Consider the following 21,876-nt stretch of genomic DNA (forward strand, 5'->3'; position numbering starts at 1 on the left):
TGTGGCGGTTCTACGGGTCCCCGACGGAACACGGAGCACGGCATGCGCATCCTCGGTATCAACGCCCTCTTCCACGATCCGGCGGCCGCGCTGGTCGTCGACGGGCGGATCGTCGCGGCCGCGGAGGAGGAACGGTTCTCCCGGCGGAAGCACGGCAAACGCCCCGTGCCGTTCGCGGCCTGGGAACTGCCGCGGCTGTCGGCCGCGTGGTGCCTGCAGCACGCGGGCCTCACGCCCGCCGACCTGGACGCCGTCGGGTACTCCTACGACCCCTCGCTGGCCCGCCCGGCGCCGGAGATGGGCCTCGACGACCCGTGGGACCACCTGCGGCAGACCTACGCCCGCGAGGCGCCCGGCTTCCTGGCCGAGGCACTGCCCGGCCTGGACCCGGCCAAGGTCCGCTTCGTCCCCCACCACGTGGCGCACGCGGCGTCCGCGGGCCTGGCGAGCCCGCACCCCGACAGCGCGGTGCTGGTGCTCGACGGGCGCGGGGAGTGCGCCTCCCACCTGGCGGGCCGGTACGCGGGCGCCACACTGGACGTGCTCGCCACCCAGGTCCTGCCCCAGTCGCTGGGCCTGGTGTACGAGGAGCTGACGGAGCATCTGGGGTTCCTGCGCAGCAGCGACGAGTACAAGGTGATGGCGCTGGCCGCGTACGGCAAACCGCGCTTCCTGACCGAGCTGCGGGAGCACATGCACGCCACGGGCGACGGCGGTTTCCACGCGCACGCGGTGCCGTGGGCGGCGCTGACGGAGCCGCGCGGGGCGGGGCAGGAGTGGACCCAGGACCACGCCGACCTGGCCGCGAGCACCCAGGCGTGCCTGGAGGAGCTGCTGCTGGACCTGGTGCGGTGGCTGCACGGGCGGACCGGGGCCGAGTCGTTGGCCATGGCCGGCGGGGTGGCGCTCAACTGCGTGGCCAATGCGCGGATCGCGGTCGAGGGCCCCTTCCGCCGGGTGTGGGTGCAGCCCGCCGCCGGTGACGCGGGCACGGCCCTGGGGGCGGCGCTGCACCTGGCCGCGGCCCACGGCCGGCCCGCCGCCCCGATGGAGGGCGCCGACCTGGGCCGGGGCTGGTCGGACGAGGAGCTGCGCGGCCGGCTGGAGCAGGCCCGGGTGCCCTACGAGCGGCCACCGGACATCGCGGTGACGGTGGCGGAGGAACTGGCCCGCGACGGCATCGTCGCCTGGTTCCAGGGCCGCAGCGAGTTCGGGCCCCGGGCGCTGGGCCACCGGTCGCTGCTGGCCCACCCGGGCCGCGCGGAGAACCTGGAGCGCCTCAACCACGTCAAGGGGCGGGAGGAGTTCCGGCCGGTGGCGCCGATGGTGCTCGCCGACCGGGCGGCGGAGGTCTTCGAAGGGCCGCTGCCGAGCCCGTACATGCTGTTCGTGCACGGCGTGGTCCGGCCCTGGCGCGAACGGATCCCGGCCGTCGTCCATGTGGACGGCACCGCCCGCATCCAGACCGTGGACCCGGCGCGGGAGCCGCTCGTGGCCCGCATGCTGGCCGCGTTCGAGCAGCGCACGGGGCTGCCGGTGGTCGTCAACACCAGCCTGAACACGGCCGGCCGGCCGATGGTCGACGATCCGCGGGACGCCCTGGAGTGCTTCGGCTCCGCCCCGGTGGACCTGCTGGCCATCGGCCCGTACGCGGTCCGCCGCGGCCGTGCCTACGCCGGGGGGAAGGAGACGCCATGAGCACGATGGACCCCCTGGACTACGCGGTCGTCATCCCCACCGTCGGCCGCCCCTGCCTCGCCGACTGCCTCCGGGCGCTGGCCGCGGCGGCGGGACCGGCGCCCCGCGAGGTGGTCGTCGTCGACGACCGGCCGGGGCCGCGTCACACCCGTGCCCCGCTGCCGCTGGGCGCGCTCGGCGAGCTGCGCACCCGGGCCCGGGCGGTGAGCACCGGCGGGCGGGGCCCCGCCGCCGCGCGCAACGCCGGGTGGCGTGCGGTGGGCGCCCCCTGGGTGGTCTTCCTCGACGACGACGTGCGGGTCGGCCCGGTGTGGCGGGCCGAGCTGACCGCCGAACTCGCCTGGGCGGCGCCCGACGTGGGCGGGGTGCAGGGCGTCATCGAGGTGCCGCTGCCGGCCGGGCGCAGGCCCACGGACTGGGAGCGCAACACCGCCGGCCTGGCGGGGGCCCGCTGGGCGACCGCCGACATGGCCTACCGGCGCCCTGTCCTGGCGGCCGTCTCCGGCTTCGACGAACGCTTCCCCCGGGCCTTCCGGGAGGACGCCGACCTGGCACTGCGGGTCCTGGCCGCCGGCTGGCGGCTGGAGTGCGGCACCCGCACCACCCGGCACCCGGTGCGGCCGGCCGGCCCCTGGGTGTCGCTGCGCACCCAGGCGGGCAACGCCGACGACGCGCTGATGGTGCGTCTGCACGGCCGCGACTGGTGGCGGCGGGCCGGCGCACCGCGCGGCCGGCTGCGCGCACATGCGGCGGTCACCGCCGCCGGGGCCGCCGCGGTGGTCCTCGCCGCGACCGGGCACCGGGGCACGGGCACGGCAGCGGCCCTGGGGTGGGCGCTGGGCACCGCCGAGTTCGCGTGGGCCCGTATCGCGCCCGGGCCGCGCACCGGGCCGGAGGTGGCGGTCATGCTCGCCACCAGCGTCGTCGTTCCGCCGCTGGCGGTCTGCCACCGGCTGCGCGGCCTGTGGCGGCACCGCGGGGCCCGGCCCCTGCCCGACGCCTCGCGCCCGCTCCGCATCGTGCCGGTCCCCGTGCGGTCGCCCCTCAGGAAGGGACCGGTGCCGTGACCTGCGGCCGGCCGCCCGCCCTCGTGCTGTTCGACCGGGACGGCACGCTGGTCGAGGACGTCCCCTACAACGGCGATCCGGGCCTCGTGGTCCCAGTAACCGGCGCCCGTTCCGCCCTGGCGCTGCTGCGGCGGTACGGGGTGCGCACGGGTGTGGTCACCAACCAGTCGGGGGTGGCCCGGGGCCTGCTGACGATGGCCCAGGTGCGCCGGGTCAACGAGCGTGTGGATCGGCTGCTGGGGCCGTTCGACGTGTGGGCGGTGTGCCCGCACGGGCCGGAGGACGGCTGCGGCTGCCGCAAGCCCGCGCCGGGCCTGATCCTGGCCGCCGGCCGGCTGCTGGGCGTCGATCCGGCGCGGTGCGCGGTCGTGGGCGACATCGGCAGCGACATGGCGGCGGCCGGGGCGGCGGGCGCCGTGGGGGTGCTCGTGCCGACGCCGATGACGCGCCCCGAGGAGGTGGCGTGCGCCCCCTGTACGGCCCGCGACCTGCCCGGCGCGGTGCGGACCCTGCTCGGCCTCGGCGTCGCCGTACCGGACGGCGGTGCGCGGTGAGGGCGCTGGTGGCCCGCCTCGACAGCTTCGGCGACGTCCTGCTCGCCGGGCCGGCGGTCCGCGCCGTCGCCGCGCGCGCCGCGCACACGATGCTGCTGTGCGGGCCGCGCGGCGCCCCGGCCGCGCGGATGCTGCCGGGCGTCGACGAGGTGATCGTGTGGGACGCGCCGTGGGTGGGCTTCGACCCGCCGCCCGTGGACCGGGCCGACGTGGGCTCCCTCGTCGAGCGCGTGGCCCGGGCGGCACCGGACGTGGCCCTCGTGCTCACCTCGTACCACCAGAGCCCGCTGCCCGCGGCGCTGCTCCTGCGGATGGCGGGGGTGGCGCGGCTGGCCGCCGACAGCGCCGACCACCCGGGCTCGCTGCTGGACGTGCGGCACCGCCGCGGCCCGCGCCGGCACGAGGTGCAGGCCGCCCTCGACCTCGCGCAGGCGGCGGGGTTCCCGCTGCCCGAGGGCGACGACGGCCGGCTGGCGGTGCGGGACGCGCCCGCGCCCGACGGGCTGGTGGGCGAGGGCGGGTACGTGGTCGTCCACCCGGGCGCGGCGGTGCCCGCCCGGCGCTGGGGCGGCGAGCGGTGCGCGGCGGCCGTACGGGTCCTGGCGCGGGCCGGCTACCGGGTCGTGGTCACCGGGGGGCCGGGCGAGCGGGAGCTGACGGCCGCGGTGGCGGGCCGGGTCGCGCTCGACCTGGGCGGGCGCACCGGGCCGGCCGAGCTGGCCGGGGTGCTCGCGCGGGCGGCCGCCGTCGTCGTCGGCAACACCGGGCCCGCCCACCTGGCGGCCGCCGTGGGCACGCCGGTGGTGTCCTTGTTCGCCCCGGTGGTGCCCGCCGAGCGGTGGGCGCCGTACGGGGTGCCGCACGTGCTGCTCGGCGACGAGCGGGCGCCCTGCGCCGGCAGCCGCGCCCGGATCTGCCCGGTGGCCGGCCACCCCTGCCTGAGCGGGGTGCGGCCCGAGGACGTGCTGGCCGCCGTGGAGAAGCTCACCGGCCGCTCCCCCGGTCTCGACCCCTGCCCGGAGGCGACGTCATGAGGATCCTGCTGTGGCACGTGCACGGTTCGTGGACGACGGCGTTCGTCCAGGGGCCGCACACCTATGTGGTGCCGGTGACGCCCGGCAGGGGGCCCGACGGGCTGGGTCGCGCCGCCACCTTCGACTGGCCGGAGTCGGTGGTGGAGCTGTCCCCGGAGCAGCTGCGCGCCACGGACGTCGACCTGGTCGTGCTGCAGCGGCCGCACGAGGCGGAGCTGGCGCGGCAGTGGCTCGGCCGGCGGCCCGGGCACGACGTGCCCGCCGTCTACCTGGAGCACAACGCGCCCGGCGGCCCCGTCCCGGACGCCCGGCACCCCGCCGCGGACCGGCCGGAACTGACGATCGTGCACGTCACGCACTTCAACCGGCTGATGTGGGACTGCGGTGCCACCCCCGCCACCGTCATCGAGCACGGCATCGTCGACCCGGGGCCGCTGTGGACCGGCCGGCTGCCGCGGGCCGCGGTGGTGGTCAACGAGCCGCTGCGGCGCGGCCGGACCACCGGCACGGACCTGCTGCCGTACTTCAGCGGGGCCGCGCCGCTGGACGTGTTCGGCATGGGTACCGAGGGCCTGGCCGGGCGGCTGGGCATCCCGGCGGAGCGCTGCCACGGGCAGGAGCTCGTCCAGAGCGCCCTGCACCGGGAGATGGCCGAACGCCGCGTCTATCTGCACCCGGTGCGCTGGACGTCCCTGGGGCTGTCCCTGCTGGAGGCCATGCACCTGGGCATGCCCGTGGTGGCCCTGGCCACCACCGAGGTGGCCGAGGCGGTGCCCGCCCGCGCGGGGGTGGTCTCCCACCGCCCCGACGTGCTGCACGACGCCGTCCGCGGCTTCCTGGCCGATCCCGCCCGGGCCCGCGAGACGGGCCGGGCGGCCCGGGCCGCGGCCCTCGCCCGCTACGGGCTGCAGAGATTCCTGGACGACTGGGAGTGCCTGATCAAGGAGGTCACCCGATGAGGATCGCCATGGTGTCCGAGCACGCGAGCCCGCTGGCCGCGCTCGGTGGCCCCGACGCGGGAGGCCAGAACGTCTACGTCGCCCGCCTGGCGGAGCTGCTGGCCGGCCGGGGGCACGAGGTGACCGTCCACACCCGCAGGGACGACGCCTGGGTACCGGACCGGGTGCCGCTGCCCTCCGGGGCGGTCGTCGAGCACGTACGGGCCGGGCCGGAGCGGGCGGTGCCCAAGGACGAGCTGCTCGGCCACATGCCGCGCTTCGCGGAGCACCTCGCGCGGGCGTGGCGGCACGAGCGCCCCGACGTGGTGCACGCCCACTTCTGGATGTCCGGCCTGGCCTCGCTGGGCGGTGCCCGGGGCCTGGGCGTGCCCGTCGTGCAGACCTACCACGCGCTGGGCACCGTCAAGCGGCGTCACCAGGGGCCGGCCGACACCAGTCCGCCCGAACGCCTGGGCGTCGAGCGGGAGATCGGGGCGGTGTGCGCCCGGGTGCTGGCCACCTGCTCCGACGAGGTCCGCGAGCTCGGCCGCATGGGCATCGCCGCGGACCGCTGCTCGGTGGTGCCCTGCGGGGTGGACACCGCGCATTTCGCGGCCCGCGGCCGCATCGCCCTGACGCCCGGCCGCCGGGCCCGCCACCGGTTGCTGACGGTGGGCCGCCTGGTGCCCCGCAAGGGCGTGGACCTCGCCCTGCAGGCGCTGCGCGCCCTTCCGGACGCCGAACTGGTGGTGGCCGGCGGCCCGCCGGCCGACGGGCTCGCCGGCGATGCGGAGGCCGTGCGGCTGCTCACCCTCGCCCGCCGGCTGCGGGTCGCCGACCGGCTGGTGCTGCTGGGGTGCGTGCCCCACGCGGACATGCCCGCGCTGCTGCGCAGTGCCGACGTGGTGCTGTGCACGCCGGTGTACGAGCCGTTCGGCATCGTGCCGCTGGAGGCCATGGCCTGCGGCGTGCCGGTGGTGGCCACGGACGTCGGCGGGCACCGGGACACCGTCGCGGACGGGGAGACCGGGGTGCTGGTGCCGCCGGGCCTGCCCGGGCCGCTCGCCGAGGCGGTGCGCGCCCTGCTGGACTCGCCCGGGCGGCTGGAGTCCTACGGCCGGGCCGGGCGGATGCGTGTGGTCACCCACTTCACCTGGGACCGGGTGGCGGACGGCGTCGAACGCGTCTACGACCAGGTCACCGACCGCTGTCCCGTCCCGTCAGGAGCCCCGCGATGACCGTCACCCGCACCACGGGGGCCGCACCGGGGACGGGCGGCGACCACTGCGGCCGGCTGCTGGCCGCCCTGGAGGAGTTCCGCGGGGAGAAGGCGGCCACGGCGCAGCGGTGGGGAGCGCGCCTGGCGGTCGCCCTCTCCTCGGGGGGCCGGCTGCTGGCCGCCGGCAACGGCGGCAGCGCCGCCCAGGCCCAGCACCTGACGGCCGAGCTGGTCGGCCGCTACCGCACGGACCGGGCGCCCTTCTCCGCCCTCGCCCTGCACACCGACACCTCCAGCTGTACGGCCATCGTCAACGACTACGGGGCGGACGAGCTGTTCGCCCGTCAGGTACGGGCGCACGCCCGGCCCGGGGACGTGCTGATCCTGCTGTCGACGAGCGGGGCGAGCCCCAATCTGCTGCGGGCGGCCACGGCGGGGCGCGAGGCCGCTGCAGCCGTGTGGTCGCTGACCGGTCCCGCGCCCAACCCGCTCGCGGAGGCGGGCGACGAGCGGCTGTGCGTGGAGGCCGCCACCACGGCCACCGTCCAGGAGCTGCACCTGGTGGCGGTGCACCTGATGTGCGACGCCTTCGACACGACGCTCGGCTGCGGTCCGTGACCGGACACCGCCCGGGAAGGGAAGCCTCATGAGTACCGGGACTCCGCTGCTGGTCGTCGGCGACGCGCTGCTCGACCGGGACCTGGTCGGCACGGCGGAACGGCTCGCGCCGGACGCACCGGTGCCCGTGCTGGACGGCTGCCGGGAGCTGCTGCGGCCCGGGGGCGCGGCGCTGGCGGCGTTCCTGGCGGCGCGGGCGGGCCGGGCCGTGACGCTCGTCGCCCCGCTGGGCGACGACACGGCGAGCCGGCAGGTGCGGGCCCTGCTCGAACCGCTGGTGACGATCGTCGCCCTGCCCCTGGACGGAGCGCTGGCGGAGAAGACCCGGGTGATGGCGGGCGGCCGGCCGGTGGTGCGGCTGGACCGGGGCGAGGGCCGGGCGGCCGGCGGCACCGAGCGGGCCCGCCGGGCCCTGGCCGAGGCGCCCGCCGTGCTGGTGGCCGACTACGCGCGGGGCACCGCCGAGGTGCTCCGGGAGGTGCTCGCCGCGCTCGCTCCGCACACGGCGCTGGTGTGGGACCCGCACCCGCGCGGCCGCCCGCCCGTGCCGGGGGCGCGCCTGGTGACGCCCACGGGTGAGGAGGCCCGCCGGTTCGCCGGGGGCGGCACGGACGACGGCGAGTCGCTCGGCGCGGTGGCGCGGACCGCGGCGGAGCTGGTGCGGCGCTGGCGGGCGGTGTGCGTGGCGGTGACCCTGGGCCGGCGCGGTGCCCTGCTCTCCCAGGGCGAGGGGCCCATGCTCGTTCCCGCGGCCGCGCAGCACAGCGGTGACGCGTGCGGGGCCGGGGACTGCTTCGCCGCGACGGCGGCCGGGCTGCTGGGCGACGGCGCGCTGCCGGCGGAGGCCGTGCAGGAGGCCGTGGCGGCCGCGACCCGGTACGTGGCCGAAGGCGGGGCCCGCGCCGTCACGGCCGGCCCGTCCTGCGCGGACGTTCCCGCCGGCGCCCCCGCGGCGGACGCCCTGCAGCTGGCGCGGCGCGTGCGGGCGGCGGGCGGCACGGTGGTGGCCGCAGGCGGCTGCTTCGACCTGCTGCACGCCGGGCACGTGAGCCTGCTGCAGCAGGCCCGGGGCATCGGCGACTGTCTGATCGTGTGCCTGAACTCCGACGCCTCGGTGCGCCGGCGCAAGGGCGCCGGCCGGCCGCTGTCCACCCTGCCGGACCGGATCCGGGTGCTGCAGGCCCTGCAGTGCGTGGACGCCGTCGCGGTCTTCGACGAGGACACGCCCGAGCCGCTGCTGTCCCGGCTGCGCCCGCACCTGTGGGTCAAGGGCGGCGACTACGCGGTGGAGCAGTTGCCGGAAGCCGCCCGGCTCGCGGCGTGGGGCGGCCAGGCCGTGCTGCTGCCCTACCTCGACGGCCGCTCCAGCACCCTGCTGGCCGAGCGGGCCGCGGACAGCCTCGCCGCCGCCCGGCAGACGCAGGCTCCGGCCGGCGCACCCCGCCCGGGGCGACGGTGACGGCGGCGGTCCCGGCCCGGCCCCGGGTGCTGGTGCTGCGGGCGCTCGGTCTGGGCGATCTGCTCGCCGGCGTTCCGGCGCTGCGGGCGCTGCGCAGGGCGTTCCCGGGCCATGAGCTGGTGCTGGCCGCGCCCGCCGCCCTGGCGGCCGTGGTGGCGGCGTCGGGCGCCGTGGACACCCTGCTGCCGGCGGCCGCCCCGGGGCGTGCGGTGCCGCGGAGCCTGGCGTGGCGGGGCCCGCCGCCGGAGGTCGCCGTGGACCTGCACGGCAACGGGCCGCCCAGTCACCGGCTGCTGTCGGACCTGCGGCCCGGACGGCTGCTGGCCTTCGCCCACCCCGGCACGCCCGAGGTGTCCGGGCCCCGGTGGCTGGCGGAGGAGCACGAGCGGGAGCGCTGGTGCCGGCTGCTGCGGGCGTACGGCATTCCGGCCGACGCCACGGACCTGGCGCTGCCCGCGCCCGAGGACGCCTCGCCCGCTCCGGGTGCCGTGGTGCTGCATCCGGGTGCGGGATCGCCCGCGCGGTGCTGGCCGGCCGGTCGGTACGCCGCGGTGGCGCGGCGGCTGCTGGAGCGGGGGCGGCCGGTGGCGGTCACCGGCGGGCCGGGCGAGGAGGAGCTCGTGGCGCAGGTGGCCGTGCCCGGCGCGCGCACGTTCCCGGGGGGCCTGGACGTCGGGGAGCTGTCCGCCCTGGTGGCCGGGGCCGCGGCCGTGGTCAGCGGGGACACGGGCGTGGCCCACCTGGCCGTGGCCCACGCCACCCGCAGCGTCACCCTCTTCGGCCCCGTGGCCCCGGCCCTGTGGGGGCCGCCGCCGTCCGCGCGCCACACGGCGCTGTGGCATCCCGGCCCGCCGGGCGATCCGCACGGCCGGCAGCCCGACCCGCGGCTGCTGCGCATCCGTCCGGAGGACGTCCTCGGGGCCCTGGAGAGACCGGAAGGACCAGGGCGAAAAACAGGACGAAACCAAAGAAGATGAAAGTGAAGAAACGGGAAGAATAGGACTCGACAGGAAGGAAGGTGTCCTCATGACCAGTGCCGGCCCCGATCCGGGCGCACCGCTCACCCCCGGGCAGCCGGGCGGCGGGGGTGTGCCGCCGGGCGAGACGCCGCCCGGCGAGGACAGCACCGCGGGCGCGGGCCCGCTGGAGACCTACAACCCGACGCGCGGCTGGGGGAAGGGCCCGGTCATCGTGATCGGGGTGTGCGTGGTGCTGATGTTCGTGCTCTTCATCGTCTGGGCGGCGATCGTGTGACCGCCCCCGCTCAGGCCGCGGTCCCGTAGGCCGGCTCGGGCACGAGGACCGTGGCGGGGCGGGAGGCGGTGCGACGGCGCCGGTGGGCGAGGGCACCCGCGCCGATCACGCCGGCGATGACGGCGCCGCCGAGGATCAGGGCGCCGCGCTCGCCCGCGCCCTGGACCAGCAGGCCCAGCAGCGGCGGCCCGGCCAGGCCCCAGGCGGTGCTCACGCTGCGCCACACACCGAGGACGCGGCCGCGCATGTGGGCGGGCGGGTCGGTCTGCAGCACGGTGGTGGTGGCGGTGTCGGAGACCGACTCCACGACGGCCATCGGGACGACCATGACCAGCAGCATCAGCAGCACGGGGCTGAAGCCGGCCACGATCTGCAGCAAGCCGCCGGCCGCGGCCAGCAGTGCCACCAGCCGCACGGTCGGCCTGCGCAGCCGCCCGGCGAGGACGGCGCCGGCGATGCCGCCGGCCGCCAGGAGGGCCGAGACCAGGCCGTAGGCGCCGGCGCCGCCGTGCAGCGGACCGGTGACCAGGGTGGCCAGGGTGAGCTGGTAGTTGCGGCCCAGGACGGCGCTCACCGCGGCGATCACGGCGAGGGCGACGAGGCTGCGGCGGCTGAAGAAGAACGCCAGCCCGCCGCCGCCCTTGCCGGCGGCGTCGCCCCGCGGCCGGGCCGCGGCGGCCGCGGCTTCTGCGCGTGCGTGCGGCTGCAGGCGCAGGAAGGGGATGACGGCGGTCACGAACAGGAACGAGACGCCGTTGACGGCGTAGGCGCCGGCGGTGCCGATGGTGGCGATGCCGACCGCCGCGAGGGCGGTGCCGGCGAGCCGGCCCACGCTGTGCACGACGGAGCCCAGGGCGATCGCGGAGGGCACGTCCTTCTCGGGGACCAGGTCGTTGCCGAGCAGGGCCGTGGCCGGGCCGTCGACGGTGGCGATCAGGCCGGTGATGCCGGCGAGGACCATCAGCAGCGGCACGTTCAGCATGCCGAAGGCCACGAGCAGGGCGGTGGCGAAGGCCACCAGGGCCAGCAGGGCCTGGCTGACGGCCGCGGTGAGCTTGCGCGGCAGGCGGTCGACGACGGCGCCGCCGAGCAGCCCGAACAGCAGGCCGGGGGCGGCCTGGACGGACAGGGACAGACCCGTGGTGGCGGCCGAGCCGGTCAGCTGCAGGACGAGCAGGTTCTGCACGGTGAGCTGCATCCACGTGCCGAGGTTCGACACGAGGTTGGCGGCGGACCACCAGCGCATGCTGCGGCTGCGCAGGCAGCGCCACGGGGAGCGGTCCCCGGCCCCGGCCGGTGTGCGGCGGCCGGACAGGCCGCGCACGAGCCGCGCGGGGGCGGACGGCGTGGCGGAGACGGGCAGGGCAGGGGCGGCGGAGGAAGGGCGCAAGGTCCGGTCCGGGGGTCGGGGAATCGGCGGCAGGCCGGCACGCGCCGTCGCACGCTCCACCCGCGGGGGCGGTCTGCGGCTTCCGGGCGTCGAAGACCCCGCCGGGTTCGTCACCGCGGGCGGGGGCCGGGAGGACGCCGTGGCCCGACGCTCCTGGGTGGGGTCGCGCCGACGTCCTGACCATCCTCACAAGCGCTTCCCGGCGCTGAGAAGTTCGTGCGCTGTGCGGTCGGTCACCCCGCCGCGGCACCCCTTGCCGGCACCGGGCGGCGCGGTGGCGGGGTGCCGCGGGTCACACGGTGCGCGGCCGGGGACGTCCCCGGCACTCAGCCGGTCTGCTGGTTGAACCGGTGGGCGGCGCGGTCGTTGCGCCGGGTGATCCGCCGGAGCAGAGCCGAGTCGACGGTGCGGGCGGCCTGCCGGCCCGGCACGTTGTGACGGGGCGCGTCGCCGTTGCCCGGCAGCAGCCGGGCGGTCAGGGTCAGCAGCCGGCCGGTGGTGGCGGGGGCCACCCCGGCGAACCGCACGGCCGCCTTGGCGACGGGGCTGAGGATCACTTCCGGGCGGCGCCGCTCGGCCGCCCTGACGACGGCGATCGCCGCCCGCTCGGCGTCCATGGACAGCACCGGCAGGCCCGCCGCGGCGGCGAACCAGGCGTACTCCCGGTCGACTTGTCCGCTGAAGCGCGCCGCGGTGTGGGAGCCGGTGCGCATGAGGCCGGGCAGGACCGTCGTGACGCTGATGCCGTCCCCGGCCAGCTCGGCGCGCAGCCCTTCGGACAGCCCGGCGGCGGCGAACTTGGCGCCCACGTAGGGCAGCAGGTGGGGGGCGGCGACGCGGCCGCCGAGCGAGCTGACGTTGACGATCCGGCCCCGGGAGGCCCGTAGCTCCGGCGCCGCGGCCAGCACGAGGCGCAGGGGGGCGAAGTACATCGTCTCCATGGCGCTGCGGAAGTCCTCCTCCGTCATGGAGGCCAGGGGTCCCACCTGGATCTCGCCCGCGTTGTTGACGAGGACGTCCAGGCCGCCGCCGAACGCCTCCTTCGTCGCCTCCAGGAGCCGCTGCGGGGCCCGCGCGTCGGTGACGTCGCAGGCCAGTGAGCGCACGTGGGCCACGCCCTCGTCGCGCAGCAGCCGTTCGGCCCGGCCGAGCTCGTCGCCGTCGCGGGCGCAGAGCATCACCCGGCACCCCCGGCGGCCCAGCTCGCGGGCGATCAGCAGGCCCAGGCCGCGGGAGGAGCCGGTCACGAGCGCGGTGCCGCCGTCGAGGCGGTGGGGGGACGAGCGGGCCATGGGGGCACCTCCTGACGTCCCTGTCAGTGTCACCCGGCACACGGACCCCCGCCGCTCGGACCCGTGCCGCCTTCCGCCTTGACGCCCGGTGGCCGGCCGCTACTCGCCGACGGCCTGCTGCAGGCGCACGCGCACGAAGTGCAGGAGGTCCGCGCCGGTGATGGCGGTCATGGTGGCGGTCGCCAGCCGGGTCGTGCGGGGCGCGAAGACCATGCCGGCCGCGAGGCCGGTGGCGACCCACAGCCCGGTGCAGAACGGGCAGGTCAGCAGCTCTCCCACCACCTTGCGGGCACCGCGTCCACGGGCCTCCTCGGCGAGCTCGGCGGGGCCGGAGGTGCCCCGGAAGCGGGCGAAGGGGGCCCGCAGGGGGCTGGTCACGGGGTCCTTGGTCACCAGGCGGGAGAGCCGGTGGGTCGCCCCGGCGCACAGCAGCACGTCCCAGGGGGTGGGGTCGGGCAGCGGGCGGCGGGCGAGCCGGGCCGCGACCGACAGGGCGGCGACGCCCGCGGCGTAGACGCCCATCGCTCCGGCGTAGGCGCCCATGGGCTGGTCCGCGCCGGCCGTGTAGGCGCCCCGCTCCTCGCCGAGGGTCCGCCGGAGCCGGTCCTGGGGCTCCTCGGGACTGGACATCGCTGCCTCCAGGGACGAGGGGCGGTGGAGGGCCCCGGCACGTGGGTGCTCCGCGCCCACCGTGGCACACCGCGGCCCCGGGCGCCCGCCGGCGCTGCTCCATCCGGCCGGGGACCTCCCGGTCGCGGGCGCGCGGCCCGTCGGCAGGTGTCGGCCGGACGGCCCCGGGTACCCGGCCCGGACCTGACCGACGATGTGAGGAGACATGACATGGCGCCCTCGGAGACGACGGGACAGCAGGCGGAGAGCAACGACGTCGTGGTGCTGCTGCAGAAGCAGCACGAGGAGATCCGCACCCTTCTCGACGAGGTCCTCGCGCACACCGGTGAGCAGCGCAAGCACTCCTTCCGGTTGCTGGTCCACCTGATGGCCGTGCACGAGACGGCCGAGGAGGAGATCGTCCACCCCTACGCCCGGAAGGCCGTCGACGGCGGCGGGGCCGTGGTGGCCGACCGGCTCAAGGAGGAGGAGGCCGCTCAGCGGGCGCTGAAGCGGCTGGAGAAGCTGGACCCGGACGACCCGGCGTTCGTGGAGGAGTTCACGGCCCTGCGCGAGGCCGTGCTCGCCCATGCCGGGGCCGAGGAGAGGCAGGAGTTCGCGCGGCTGCGGGAGGAGGGCGACCCGGCCCGGCTGCAGCTGCTGGCCAAGGCGGTGCGCGCCGCGGAGGCCGTCGCCCCCACCCGGCCCCACCCGGGCACCGGGACGGGAGCCGGCAACCTGCTGCTCGGCCCGCCGGCCGCCGTGGCGGACCGTACCCGTGACGCGGTGCGCCGCGTCTTCCGCGGGGAGTGAGCGCCGGTGCACGGAACGGCGACGGACCGGGACCCGGAAGGGGAGGAGACGATGGACCGACTGGTCAAGGACGTGATGAGCGCCGAGGTCGCGACGGTGCTGCCGGAGACCTCGCTGGCCGAGGTCGCGCAGCTGATGCGCGATCAGGACATCGGCGAGGTGGTGGTCGCGAGCGACGACTTCGTGGTCGGGGTGATCACCGACCGGGACATCACGGTGCGCGCGGTCGCCGACGGGGCGGATCCGCTGGCGCTGAGCGCGGGTTCGGTGTGCACGCCGAACCCGGTGGTGATCGGCCCGTACCAGCCCGCCGGGCAGGCCGTCGCGCTGATGCGGCAGTACGCCGTGCGGCGGCTGCCGGTCGTGCTGGAGGACCGGGCCGTGGGCGTCGTGAGCCTGGGGGACCTCGCCCTGGAGCGGGACCCGCACTCGGCCCTGGCGGACATCAGCCGGGCGGCTCCCGACCGCTGACGCCTCCGTGAGCCGCATGCGGGTGCGCGCCCTGCCGGCGGGCACCCGCGTGCGGGAGGGGGGACCGGGTACGGGTGGGGGCGTTTGGGCCCGCGGTGGCCGGGCACCCGCACCATGTGCTTCGGACCGGAGGCACGCCGCAGCAGCAGGATCCCCTGCCCTGGTCGCGCGGCGGTGCCCCGGCATCCGCAGGCGTCATCACCGGGCCGGGGCAGGTCCCACCCTCTGAGGAGCCCTGTGACGCCCATGCGCCCTTCCCGTCATCCGCACGACGATGCCCCCGACACCGCCGACATGTTCCGCCGCATCGCCCGGCTGCCGAAGGGGCCGGAGCAGGACGAGCTGCGCCGCCGGGCCGTGACGGCCTGGATGCCGATGGCCGAGCGCCTGGCCGTGCAGTTCCGCAACCGCGGCGAGTCCGCCGAGGACCTGCAGCAGGTCGCGGCCCTGGGCCTGGTCAAGGCCGTCCACCGCTACGACCCCGACCGCGGGACCGCGTTCGCCAGCTTCGCCGTACCCACCGTGGTCGGCGAGATCAAGCGGCACTTCCGCGACCACCTGTGGGGCGTGCACGTCCCCCGGCGGGTGCAGGAGCTGCGCAACCGGGTCCGGCGCGTGCGCAACGAGCTGCCGCCCGGCCCGGACGGGCGGGGCCCGGACGTCCGGGAGATCGCCGAACGGGCCCTGCTCAGCGAGGAGGAGGTGCGCATCGGCCTGGCCGCCATCGACAGCTACGCCACGCTGTCGCTCGACGCCGAGCGGCCCGGTTCCGAGGGGCGCAGCATGGTCGACGTGCTGGGCGCCGCCGACCCGGGCATGGACCTGGTCGTGGACCGGGAGACGGTCAAGCCGCGGCTGCGGCGCCTGCCGGAGCGCGAGCGGGAGATCCTCTACCTGCGCTACTTCCGCGACATGACGCAGCGCCAGATCGCCGAGCGGCTGGGCATCTCCCAGATGCACGTCTCGCGGCTGCTCAGCCGGACCTGCACGAAACTGCGCACCGAGATCATGGCCGGGAGCTGAGGGGCGGGCCCAGGGCCAGCCCCGTGTGCCGCGCCACCCGCTCCAGGACCCCCGCCTCCGGCATGGAGAACGGTCCGGGCCCGCCCGGCTCGCCCGTGCGGAAGAGCGTCAGGACCGCGGCCGGCTCCGCGTCGGCGCGGCGGCGGACCGGCAGGCAGACCAGCGACGCCACGGCGGCCCGTGCGATCAGTGCGGTGCCCTCCTCGTCGTGGCCGAAGCAGGCGGCGTCCTCGGGCCGCACCCGGACGGTGACCACTCCCCCGGCCGCGGCCTCGACCACCACCGGGCAGGAGGCCGGGTCCTGGGCGAGGACGGCGGCGGCCGCGCCGTCGCCGCCGGCCGCCGCGGGGGCGGCCACCGCGACCCGCCGCAGTGTCCCGTCCCCGGCCACGAGGTCGGCGATCGCCCAGTCGGCGATCGGGCCGCGCAGGGCCCGCGTCACGGCCTCCAGGACGGCCTCGGGCTCCCGGGTCCCGGCGGTCAGCAGCGCGGCCGTCACCTCGTCGAGGGTGTCCAGCAGCAGCGTCTCGCGGGTGGCCTCGGACAGGGCCCGCCGTGCGTCGTCGCAGGCGCCGTGGGCGGCGGCGGCCGGGCGGGGCGGCGGGGCGCCGTGGCCGGGGGCCTGGAAGACGGTCAGGACGGCGTGGTGCGTCTCGCCCGGCGGGCGCAGCGCGACCAGCGTCAGCTGCCGGCGGTCGCCCGGGGCGCCGTCGGCCGGCACCAGGTCCACGACGATGCTGCGGTCGCCGTCCCCGCGGGCGACGGCGGCGGCCTGGGTGCGCAGCGCCGGCCGGTCGGCCGGCTGCAGGAACGCGCCGAGGGAACGGCCGGTGGCGTATCCCGCGCCGACGCCCAGCAGCCGTGCCGCGCCCTGGTTGAGCCGGCGTATCGCCCCGTCGCGGTCCAGCAGCGCCACCGGCAGGGGCAGTCGCTGGAAGAGGGCGCGCAGCAGCTGTTCCTCCTGCCGGTCCGCGCCCGCGCGGGTGCGGCGGGCCAGCTCGTCGTGGCGGGGTCCCAGCACGTCGGCGGCGTAGCGCAGTTCGGTGAGCGCGGCGTCCAGGGCCCGCAGGCGCCGGTCCGGCGGCAGCCCGCGGACGCCTTCGAGCTCCCGGACCCTCGCCCGGAAGTCCGCCAGTTCCTCGCCGAACCCGTCCCGCCCACCACCGGTCATGGGGGGCACGATAGTGCGCCCCCGCCCCCGGCACGGCGGGCCGCCGCCGGCCGCGGGGCCGGTTCGCGGAGGCCGGCCGGGCTCGCCACCGGGGCGGCGTGCGCGGCCGTCGGTCCGGACCGGTGCCGGTACCGGTGACGACGCCTCAGGGGCGGCTCGCGCCGCTCAAGGGCGGCCGTGCGCGCGGGCGTACTCCGCCCGGCGCAGTATGCGGCGGCGTTCGTCCTCGCACGTCCCGCCCCACACGCCGGAGTTCTGGCCCGTGCGCAGGGCGAAGTCCAGGCACTGGGCCCGCACCGGGCAGCGGTGGCACACCTTCTTGGCCTCCTCCTGTTGCTGCACCGCGGGGCCCACGTTGCCCACGGGGAAGAACAGTTCCGGGTCCTCGCGGGTGCACGCCGCGTATCGCAGCCATTCCATCTGCCCTCTCCTCCCTTCCTTCTCGTTCGCCTCTCGGGTGTCATACGTCTGCGTCCGTTGCCCGGCGCGGGTACCCGCGGGCCGCGGCGGGAAACGGAGGCGCACGGCGTCGGGGTGCTGCGCGGAACGGCCGTTTCCGCTGCCCGCCGGCGGGCAGGTGCCCTGCATGGAAGCCATCGCCGAGACTCAGGCGGGGGCCCTGTCGGTGGGCGCGGAGCTGCTCGGCGACATGGCGGACACCCCCTGGGGGCAGCGGATCGCCCGGCTGACCGAGCTGGTCCCCCGTCTCGTACCGGGCGTGTGCGGCGCGACGACCACGGTGTGGGACGGCAGTGCCGAGCCGCCGACCACGGCGACCCACCCCGACCTCGCCGACCTCGTCACCGTGCAGTTGCGGGCGGCGGACGGCCCCATCCCCACCGCGCTGGGCACCCATGAGCCCGTGCACGCGGACGACCTGCTCACCGACGAGCGCTGGCCCCGCTACCGGGCCAGCGCGCTGGGCACCGGCATCCGGGCCAGTGCGACGCTGCCCTTCCGCCGCGAGGGGGTGAGCGTCACCGTCACCCTCTACCGGCTGCGCCCGGGCGGGCTGGCGCACGCCGCGCAGGGGCCGTCGGCCCTGCTCGGCCAGCTGCTGACCGACACGGTCGCCCGGGACAACCGCTACCGCCGGGCGCTGGCGACCGTCGACCAGCTCGACGCGGCCCTGCACTCGCGGGCCGTGATCGACCAGGCGTGCGGCATCGTCATGCACGTCCTGGGGTGCGAGGCGGACGCCGCCTTCGGCGTGCTGCGCCGCATCTCCCAGCGCACCAACCGCAAACTCGCCGACCTGGCGCGCACGGTCGTCGACAGCCGGGGGCGGGACCTGGCCGGGCCGGGCACCGACGCGGGCGCCCCGGCGCGGGCGTACGACCGAATGGCGCAGGCGGGGTTTGCCGGGCGGTGAGGACGGCTAGACACGAGGCGCCCGCTGACGAACGGCAGGTCTCGGCACAGACTTCGCCCGGCACACGGAGAAGCGATGCCGCAGCTGAAGGACCGGACGCCGGCCGCAGGGACCTCCGAGAGCACGGACAGCCCGCCCACCAGGCTGGGCGCCCGGCTCCTGGGCTACCTCACCACCACCGACCACAAGGTCATCGGGAACATGTACCTGGTGACCGCGTTCGCCTTCTTCCTGCTGGGCGGACTCCTGGCGATGCTGATGCGCGCGGAGCTGGCCCGGCCGGGGCTGCAGATCCTCAGCAACGGCCAGTACAACCAGCTGTTCACCATCCACGGCACGGTGATGATGCTGCTGTTCGCGACCCCGATGTTCGCGGGCTTCGCCAACGCCGTCATGCCGCTGCAGATCGGCGCGCCCGACGTCGCCTTCCCCCGGCTGAACGCGCTGACGTACTGGCTGTTCCTCTTCGGCGCGCTCACCGTGGTCTCCGGCTTCCTCACCCCCGAGGGCGCGGCGTCCTTCGGCTGGTTCGCCTACGCGCCGCTGAACAGCGCGGTGCGTTCGCCGGGAGCGGGCGGTGACCTGTGGGCGATGGGCCTGGTGGTCGCGGGGATGAGCACCACACTGGGATCGGTCAACTTCGTCGCCACCATCGTCACGCTGCGCGCCCCGGGCATGACGATGTTCCGGATGCCGGTCTTCACCTGGAACATCCTCTTCACCTCCATCCTCGCGCTGCTCGCCTTTCCCGTGCTGACGGCGGCGCTCCTGGCCCTGGAGGCGGACCGGAAGTTCGGGGCGCACGTCTTCGACGCGGCCAACGGCGGGGCGATCCTCTGGCAGCACCTGTTCTGGTTCTTCGGCCATCCCGAGGTCTACATCGTCGCGCTGCCCTTCTTCGGCGTGATCACCGAGATCATCCCGGTCTTCAGCCGGAAGCCGCTCTTCGGCTACGCCGGGATGGTCGGGGCGACGATCGCCATCACCATGCTGTCGGCCAGTGTCTGGGCCCACCACATGTTCGCCACCGGTGCCGTGCTGCTGCCCTTCTTCTCGCTGCTGTCCTTCCTGATCGCCGTTCCCACGGGGGTGAAGTTCTTCAACTGGATCGGCACGATGTGGAAGGGCGCCGTGTCCTTCGAGACCCCGATGCTGTGGGCGATCGGCTTCCTCGTGACGTTCCTGCTCGGCGGCCTGAGCGGGGTCCTCATCGCCTCCCCGCCCCTGGACTTCCAGGTGACCGACTCCTACTTCATCGTGGCCCACCTGCACTACGTGCTGTTCGGCACGGTCGTCTTCGCGATGTTCGGCGGCTTCTACTTCTGGTGGCCCAAGTGGACGGGGCGCCTGCTCGACGAGCGCCTGGGGAAGGTGCACTTCTTCACGCTGTTCACCGGCTTCCAGCTCACCTTCCTGGTGCAGCACTGGCTCGGGGAGGGCGGCCTGCCGCGGCGCTACTCCGACTACCTCGCCGCGGACGGCTTCACCACGCTGAACACCCTCTCCTCCATCGGGTCGTTCCTGCTGGGCCTGTCCACCCTCCCGTTCCTCTACAACGTCTGGCGCACCGCGCGGTACGCGCCCCGGGTGCGGACCGACGACCCCTGGGGCTTCGGGCGCTCGCTCGAATGGGCGACGTCGTGCCCGCCGCCCCGGCACAACTTCGTGGCCCTGCCCCAGGTGCGCTCCGACTCCCCCGCGTTCGACCTGCACCATCCCGAGGCGGCGGCCCTGCCCACGGCGTCAGCGGCCGGGCCCGTCGCCGGCCCGCACGGCGGGAGCGGCGCATGAAGACCGAGGCGTGGCTGTTCGGCGGGGTCGCCGGTTTCTTCCTGCTCACCGACGCCGGTTACGCGTGGTGGTCCGGGCGGGAGCCGGCCGGCACGACCGCCCTCGCGGTGTCCTTCCTGATGGCCTCGGTGGTGTCGTTCTTCTTCACCGTGAACTACCGCCGCCGCGGCCTGCGGCCGGAGGACCGCAAGGACTCCGCGATCGCCGACCGTGCGGGGCGGCTCGACTTCTTCCCGCCGCACAGCGCCTACCCGGCGCTCACCGCGCTCGGCGTCGCCCTGCTCGCCGTGGGCGTCGTCTACGGGCTGTGGCTGTTCATCATGGCCGTCGGGATCCTGGGGGCGGGGGTGACGGGCATGGTCTTCGAGTTCGTGGACCGCGAGTAGCCCGCGTCAGTCCTTCGTCTCGGTGGCCTTCTCCAGCACCGGCTCCTGGAGCCGGCTGGCGATCTGGCGCCGCTGCTCGGCGGTGGCGGGCATGTCCACACGGTCGCGGTAGTACCAGGAGCTGAGCGCCACCCGCAGCCGGCTGCGGCGCGGCACCCGGCCCTCGGGAGAGGGCAGCGGCGCGGGGACCTCGCGCACCAGCAGCCGGTAGCCCTCCTGCGCCGTCAGCGGCTGGTGACCCTCGCCGAGCCCCCCGGAGACGTTCTGCTCCACCTCACCGGTCTCCTCGCCCTCCGTCAGGCGACGGCGGTCGCGTGCCTGGAGCGCCAGGCACAGCCGCTTGGCGGCCCAGAACGCCAGCACGGGCCCGACGACGACGAGCACCCGCAGGGTCCAGGTCAGGCTGTTGACGGAGAGCCGGAAGCTGTAGGCGATCACGTCGTTCCCGCCGGCCAGCAGCAGCAGCCCGTAGCAGACGACGGCCGCCACCCCGAGCCCGGTGCGGGTGGGGCGGTCGCGGGGACGGTCGCACAGGTGGTGCTCGGTGCGGTCGCCGGTGACCCACTTCTCGAACCAGGGGTAGGCGTACAGGATCAGGAACAGGATCCCGGGCAGCACCACGGCCGGCAGCAGCACGTTCCACATCAGGGTGTGCCCGGCCACCACGTTCTCCCAGGGCGGCATCAGGCGCAGGGCCCCTTCGAGGAAGCCGACGTACCAGTCCGGCTGGGAGCCGGTGGCGACCTGGTCGGCCCGGTACGGGCCGTAGTTCCACACCGGGTTGATCTGGCCGAGCGCGCCGAGGAGGACGAGCGCGCCGGACACCATCATCATCAGGCCGGCGGACTTGGCGGTGAAGTGCGGGAACATCGGCAGTCCCACGGCGTTGCGGTTCGTCCGGCCCCGGGAGCTCCAGTGGGTGTGCTTGAGGTAGACCACCAGGTAGAGGTGGAGGGCGACCAGCGCCAGCAGCACGCCCGGCACGAACAGCACGTGCACGATGTACAGGCGGGGGATGACGACGTCGCCGGGGAACGGGCCGCGCCAGATGAAGGAGCTCAGGTAGGTACCGACGAGGGGGATGGACATCACGATGCTGTTCGCGGTCCGCATCCCGGTCCCGGACAGCAGGTCGTCCGGCAGGGAGTAGCCGCAGAAGCCCTCCAGCAGGGCGAGGAGGAACAGCGTCACGCCGACCGTCCAGTTCACCTCGCGCGGCCTGCGGAAGGCGCCGGTGAAGAAGATGCGCAGCATGTGGGCGCCGATCGCGGCGACGAAGACCAGCGCCGCCCAGTGGTGCACCTGCCGGATGAGCAGGCCGCCGCGCACGTCGAAGCTGAGACCGAGCGTGGTCGCGTACGCCTGGGACATCCGCAGGCCCCGCAGCGGTGCGAAGGAGCCCTCGTAGACGGTCTCGGCCATGCTCGGGTCGAAGAAGAGGGTCAGGTACGTGCCGGTGACGACGAGGACGACGAGGCTGTAGAGGGCGAGTTCGCCCAGGAAGTAGGACCAGTGGTCGGGGAACGCCTTGCGCATCAGCTGTCCGGCGGTCTCCGCGGCCGGCAGCCGCCGGTCCAGGGCCTCGAAACCGGCCACCGCCGCCGCGCGGACCGCCTCCTTGGCCCTCTCCTTCCGTTTCCGGAACAGCATCCGTCACGCTCCTCGTCGTCCGGCGCGGCCGGGGCCCGCCGCGCCGCACCGCGGCTGATGGGTAACC

Annotated in this window: 22 protein-coding genes; 16 read left to right on the plus strand and 6 right to left on the minus strand. The window is 76.1% G+C overall.

The window, feature by feature from the left end:
- The first annotated feature begins 42 nt into the window (after positions 1-42).
- From IE182_RS25960 to IE182_RS26005, 10 genes are read left to right on the plus strand one after another with little or no spacing between them, the layout of a single operon-like run.
- Positions 43-1,698: a carbamoyltransferase family protein gene (locus tag IE182_RS25960; RefSeq protein WP_190112365.1), complete on the plus strand. Its 1,656-nt coding sequence runs from the start codon at positions 43-45 to the stop codon at positions 1,696-1,698.
- Positions 1,695-2,765, plus strand: a complete 1,071-nt coding sequence (locus IE182_RS25965) for a glycosyltransferase family 2 protein (protein ID WP_190112366.1) — start codon at positions 1,695-1,697, stop codon at positions 2,763-2,765. The genes IE182_RS25960 and IE182_RS25965 overlap by 4 nt, the downstream gene beginning before the upstream one ends.
- Complete coding sequence (locus IE182_RS25970; RefSeq protein ID WP_190112367.1) at positions 2,762-3,319, plus strand: D-glycero-alpha-D-manno-heptose-1,7-bisphosphate 7-phosphatase; 558 nt, start codon at positions 2,762-2,764, stop codon at positions 3,317-3,319. The genes IE182_RS25965 and IE182_RS25970 overlap by 4 nt, the downstream gene beginning before the upstream one ends.
- A complete protein-coding gene (locus tag IE182_RS25975; RefSeq protein WP_190112368.1) occupies positions 3,316-4,353 on the plus strand; it encodes a glycosyltransferase family 9 protein in 1,038 nt (345 codons plus the stop codon). The genes IE182_RS25970 and IE182_RS25975 overlap by 4 nt, the downstream gene beginning before the upstream one ends.
- Positions 4,350-5,312, plus strand: a complete 963-nt coding sequence (locus tag IE182_RS25980; protein ID WP_190112369.1) for a glycosyltransferase — start codon at positions 4,350-4,352, stop codon at positions 5,310-5,312. Before IE182_RS25975 ends, IE182_RS25980 begins: the two co-directional genes overlap by 4 nt.
- Entirely contained in the window at positions 5,309-6,529 is a 1,221-nt protein-coding gene (locus IE182_RS25985) for a glycosyltransferase (protein ID WP_190112370.1), read from the plus strand. The genes IE182_RS25980 and IE182_RS25985 overlap by 4 nt, the downstream gene beginning before the upstream one ends.
- Positions 6,526-7,128 carry a D-sedoheptulose-7-phosphate isomerase gene (locus IE182_RS25990; RefSeq protein WP_190112371.1) on the plus strand — a complete coding sequence of 201 codons (603 nt, stop codon included), beginning with the start codon at positions 6,526-6,528 and terminating at the stop codon, positions 7,126-7,128. Before IE182_RS25985 ends, IE182_RS25990 begins: the two co-directional genes overlap by 4 nt.
- Positions 7,129-7,156: 28 nt before the next feature.
- A complete protein-coding gene (locus IE182_RS25995) occupies positions 7,157-8,587 on the plus strand; it encodes a PfkB family carbohydrate kinase (RefSeq protein WP_190112372.1) in 1,431 nt (476 codons plus the stop codon).
- Positions 8,584-9,564, plus strand: a complete 981-nt coding sequence (locus IE182_RS26000; protein ID WP_190112373.1) for a glycosyltransferase family 9 protein — start codon at positions 8,584-8,586, stop codon at positions 9,562-9,564. Before IE182_RS25995 ends, IE182_RS26000 begins: the two co-directional genes overlap by 4 nt.
- Positions 9,565-9,613: 49 nt before the next feature.
- On the plus strand, positions 9,614-9,841 hold the full coding sequence (locus IE182_RS26005) for a DUF6480 family protein (RefSeq protein WP_190112374.1): 228 nt from the start codon (positions 9,614-9,616) through the stop codon (positions 9,839-9,841).
- Between the two features lie 10 nt (positions 9,842-9,851).
- Here the strand turns inward: IE182_RS26005 and IE182_RS26010 are convergent, their stop codons facing one another.
- The 3 genes from IE182_RS26010 to IE182_RS26020 all read right to left on the minus strand — a co-directional run bounded on the left by IE182_RS26010 (position 9,852) and on the right by IE182_RS26020 (position 13,153).
- Positions 9,852-11,231 carry an MFS transporter gene (locus IE182_RS26010; RefSeq protein WP_373303617.1) on the minus strand — a complete coding sequence of 460 codons (1,380 nt, stop codon included), beginning with the start codon at positions 11,229-11,231 and terminating at the stop codon, positions 9,852-9,854.
- 326 nt (positions 11,232-11,557) lie between these two features.
- The gene (locus tag IE182_RS26015; RefSeq protein ID WP_190112375.1) at positions 11,558-12,523 is read right to left on the minus strand and encodes an SDR family NAD(P)-dependent oxidoreductase; all 966 of its coding nucleotides are present in this window, start codon (positions 12,521-12,523) and stop codon (positions 11,558-11,560) included.
- Positions 12,524-12,622: 99 nt separating this feature from the next.
- Positions 12,623-13,153, minus strand: a complete 531-nt coding sequence (locus IE182_RS26020) for a DUF1360 domain-containing protein (RefSeq protein WP_190112376.1) — start codon at positions 13,151-13,153, stop codon at positions 12,623-12,625.
- Between the two features lie 210 nt (positions 13,154-13,363).
- Here IE182_RS26020 and IE182_RS26025 point away from each other — a divergent pair, with 210 nt between their 5' ends.
- The 3 genes from IE182_RS26025 (at position 13,364) to IE182_RS26035 (ending at position 15,439) form a co-directional block, all read left to right on the plus strand.
- Positions 13,364-13,945 carry a hemerythrin domain-containing protein gene (locus IE182_RS26025; RefSeq protein ID WP_190112377.1) on the plus strand — a complete coding sequence of 194 codons (582 nt, stop codon included), beginning with the start codon at positions 13,364-13,366 and terminating at the stop codon, positions 13,943-13,945.
- 51 nt (positions 13,946-13,996) lie between these two features.
- Complete coding sequence (locus IE182_RS26030) at positions 13,997-14,416, plus strand: CBS domain-containing protein (RefSeq protein WP_190112378.1); 420 nt, start codon at positions 13,997-13,999, stop codon at positions 14,414-14,416.
- Between the two features lie 246 nt (positions 14,417-14,662).
- Positions 14,663-15,439, plus strand: coding sequence for a SigB/SigF/SigG family RNA polymerase sigma factor (locus IE182_RS26035; RefSeq protein WP_190112379.1), 777 nt, complete (start codon positions 14,663-14,665; stop codon positions 15,437-15,439).
- Here the strand turns inward: IE182_RS26035 and IE182_RS26040 are convergent.
- Together IE182_RS26040 and IE182_RS26045 are read right to left on the minus strand one after the other, a co-directional pair.
- Positions 15,423-16,610, minus strand: a complete 1,188-nt coding sequence (locus tag IE182_RS26040) for a PAS domain-containing protein (protein ID WP_190112380.1) — start codon at positions 16,608-16,610, stop codon at positions 15,423-15,425. The two genes, IE182_RS26035 and IE182_RS26040, sit on opposite strands and share 17 nt — an antisense overlap.
- Positions 16,611-16,775: 165 nt before the next feature.
- A complete protein-coding gene (locus IE182_RS26045) occupies positions 16,776-17,030 on the minus strand; it encodes a WhiB family transcriptional regulator (protein ID WP_190112381.1) in 255 nt (84 codons plus the stop codon).
- Positions 17,031-17,196: 166 nt separating this feature from the next.
- Here IE182_RS26045 and IE182_RS26050 point away from each other — a divergent pair, with 166 nt between their 5' ends.
- From IE182_RS26050 to IE182_RS26060, 3 genes are all read left to right on the plus strand, one after another.
- Complete coding sequence (locus IE182_RS26050) at positions 17,197-17,982, plus strand: ANTAR domain-containing response regulator (protein ID WP_229845099.1); 786 nt, start codon at positions 17,197-17,199, stop codon at positions 17,980-17,982.
- Between the two features lie 75 nt (positions 17,983-18,057).
- The gene (gene ctaD / locus IE182_RS26055) at positions 18,058-19,773 is read left to right on the plus strand and encodes an aa3-type cytochrome oxidase subunit I (RefSeq protein WP_190112382.1); all 1,716 of its coding nucleotides are present in this window, start codon (positions 18,058-18,060) and stop codon (positions 19,771-19,773) included.
- Positions 19,770-20,159: a cytochrome c oxidase subunit 4 gene (locus IE182_RS26060; protein ID WP_190112383.1), complete on the plus strand. Its 390-nt coding sequence runs from the start codon at positions 19,770-19,772 to the stop codon at positions 20,157-20,159. The genes ctaD and IE182_RS26060 overlap by 4 nt, the downstream gene beginning before the upstream one ends.
- Before the next feature lie 6 nt (positions 20,160-20,165).
- Here IE182_RS26060 and qcrB read toward each other — a convergent pair whose 3' ends face one another.
- Positions 20,166-21,809: a cytochrome bc1 complex cytochrome b subunit gene (gene qcrB, locus IE182_RS26065; RefSeq protein WP_190112384.1), complete on the minus strand. Its 1,644-nt coding sequence runs from the start codon at positions 21,807-21,809 to the stop codon at positions 20,166-20,168.
- Positions 21,810-21,876: the final 67 nt, after the last annotated feature.

Source organism: Streptomyces cinnamoneus (assembly GCF_014650495.1).
In the GTDB taxonomy this organism is placed as follows: Bacteria; Actinomycetota; Actinomycetes; order Streptomycetales; family Streptomycetaceae; genus Streptomyces; species Streptomyces cinnamoneus.

Coding starts and splice junctions, on each gene's coding strand:
- ctaD (WP_190112382.1), top strand. CDS start 18,058: ATGCCGCAGCTGAAGGACCGGACGCCGGCCGCAGGGACCTCCGAGAGC.
- IE182_RS25985 (WP_190112370.1), top strand. CDS start 5,309: ATGAGGATCGCCATGGTGTCCGAGCACGCGAGCCCGCTGGCCGCGCTC.
- IE182_RS25960 (WP_190112365.1), top strand. CDS start 43: ATGCGCATCCTCGGTATCAACGCCCTCTTCCACGATCCGGCGGCCGCG.
- IE182_RS26005 (WP_190112374.1), top strand. CDS start 9,614: ATGACCAGTGCCGGCCCCGATCCGGGCGCACCGCTCACCCCCGGGCAG.
- IE182_RS26050 (WP_229845099.1), top strand. CDS start 17,197: ATGGAAGCCATCGCCGAGACTCAGGCGGGGGCCCTGTCGGTGGGCGCG.
- IE182_RS25995 (WP_190112372.1), top strand. CDS start 7,157: ATGAGTACCGGGACTCCGCTGCTGGTCGTCGGCGACGCGCTGCTCGAC.
- IE182_RS26045 (WP_190112381.1), bottom strand. CDS start 17,030: ATGGAATGGCTGCGATACGCGGCGTGCACCCGCGAGGACCCGGAACTG.
- IE182_RS26035 (WP_190112379.1), top strand. CDS start 14,663: ATGCGCCCTTCCCGTCATCCGCACGACGATGCCCCCGACACCGCCGAC.
- IE182_RS25980 (WP_190112369.1), top strand. CDS start 4,350: ATGAGGATCCTGCTGTGGCACGTGCACGGTTCGTGGACGACGGCGTTC.
- IE182_RS26040 (WP_190112380.1), bottom strand. CDS start 16,610: ATGACCGGTGGTGGGCGGGACGGGTTCGGCGAGGAACTGGCGGACTTC.
- IE182_RS26060 (WP_190112383.1), top strand. CDS start 19,770: ATGAAGACCGAGGCGTGGCTGTTCGGCGGGGTCGCCGGTTTCTTCCTG.
- IE182_RS26025 (WP_190112377.1), top strand. CDS start 13,364: ATGGCGCCCTCGGAGACGACGGGACAGCAGGCGGAGAGCAACGACGTC.
- IE182_RS26015 (WP_190112375.1), bottom strand. CDS start 12,523: ATGGCCCGCTCGTCCCCCCACCGCCTCGACGGCGGCACCGCGCTCGTG.
- qcrB (WP_190112384.1), bottom strand. CDS start 21,809: ATGCTGTTCCGGAAACGGAAGGAGAGGGCCAAGGAGGCGGTCCGCGCG.
- IE182_RS26020 (WP_190112376.1), bottom strand. CDS start 13,153: ATGTCCAGTCCCGAGGAGCCCCAGGACCGGCTCCGGCGGACCCTCGGC.
- IE182_RS26030 (WP_190112378.1), top strand. CDS start 13,997: ATGGACCGACTGGTCAAGGACGTGATGAGCGCCGAGGTCGCGACGGTG.
- IE182_RS25990 (WP_190112371.1), top strand. CDS start 6,526: ATGACCGTCACCCGCACCACGGGGGCCGCACCGGGGACGGGCGGCGAC.
- IE182_RS25965 (WP_190112366.1), top strand. CDS start 1,695: ATGAGCACGATGGACCCCCTGGACTACGCGGTCGTCATCCCCACCGTC.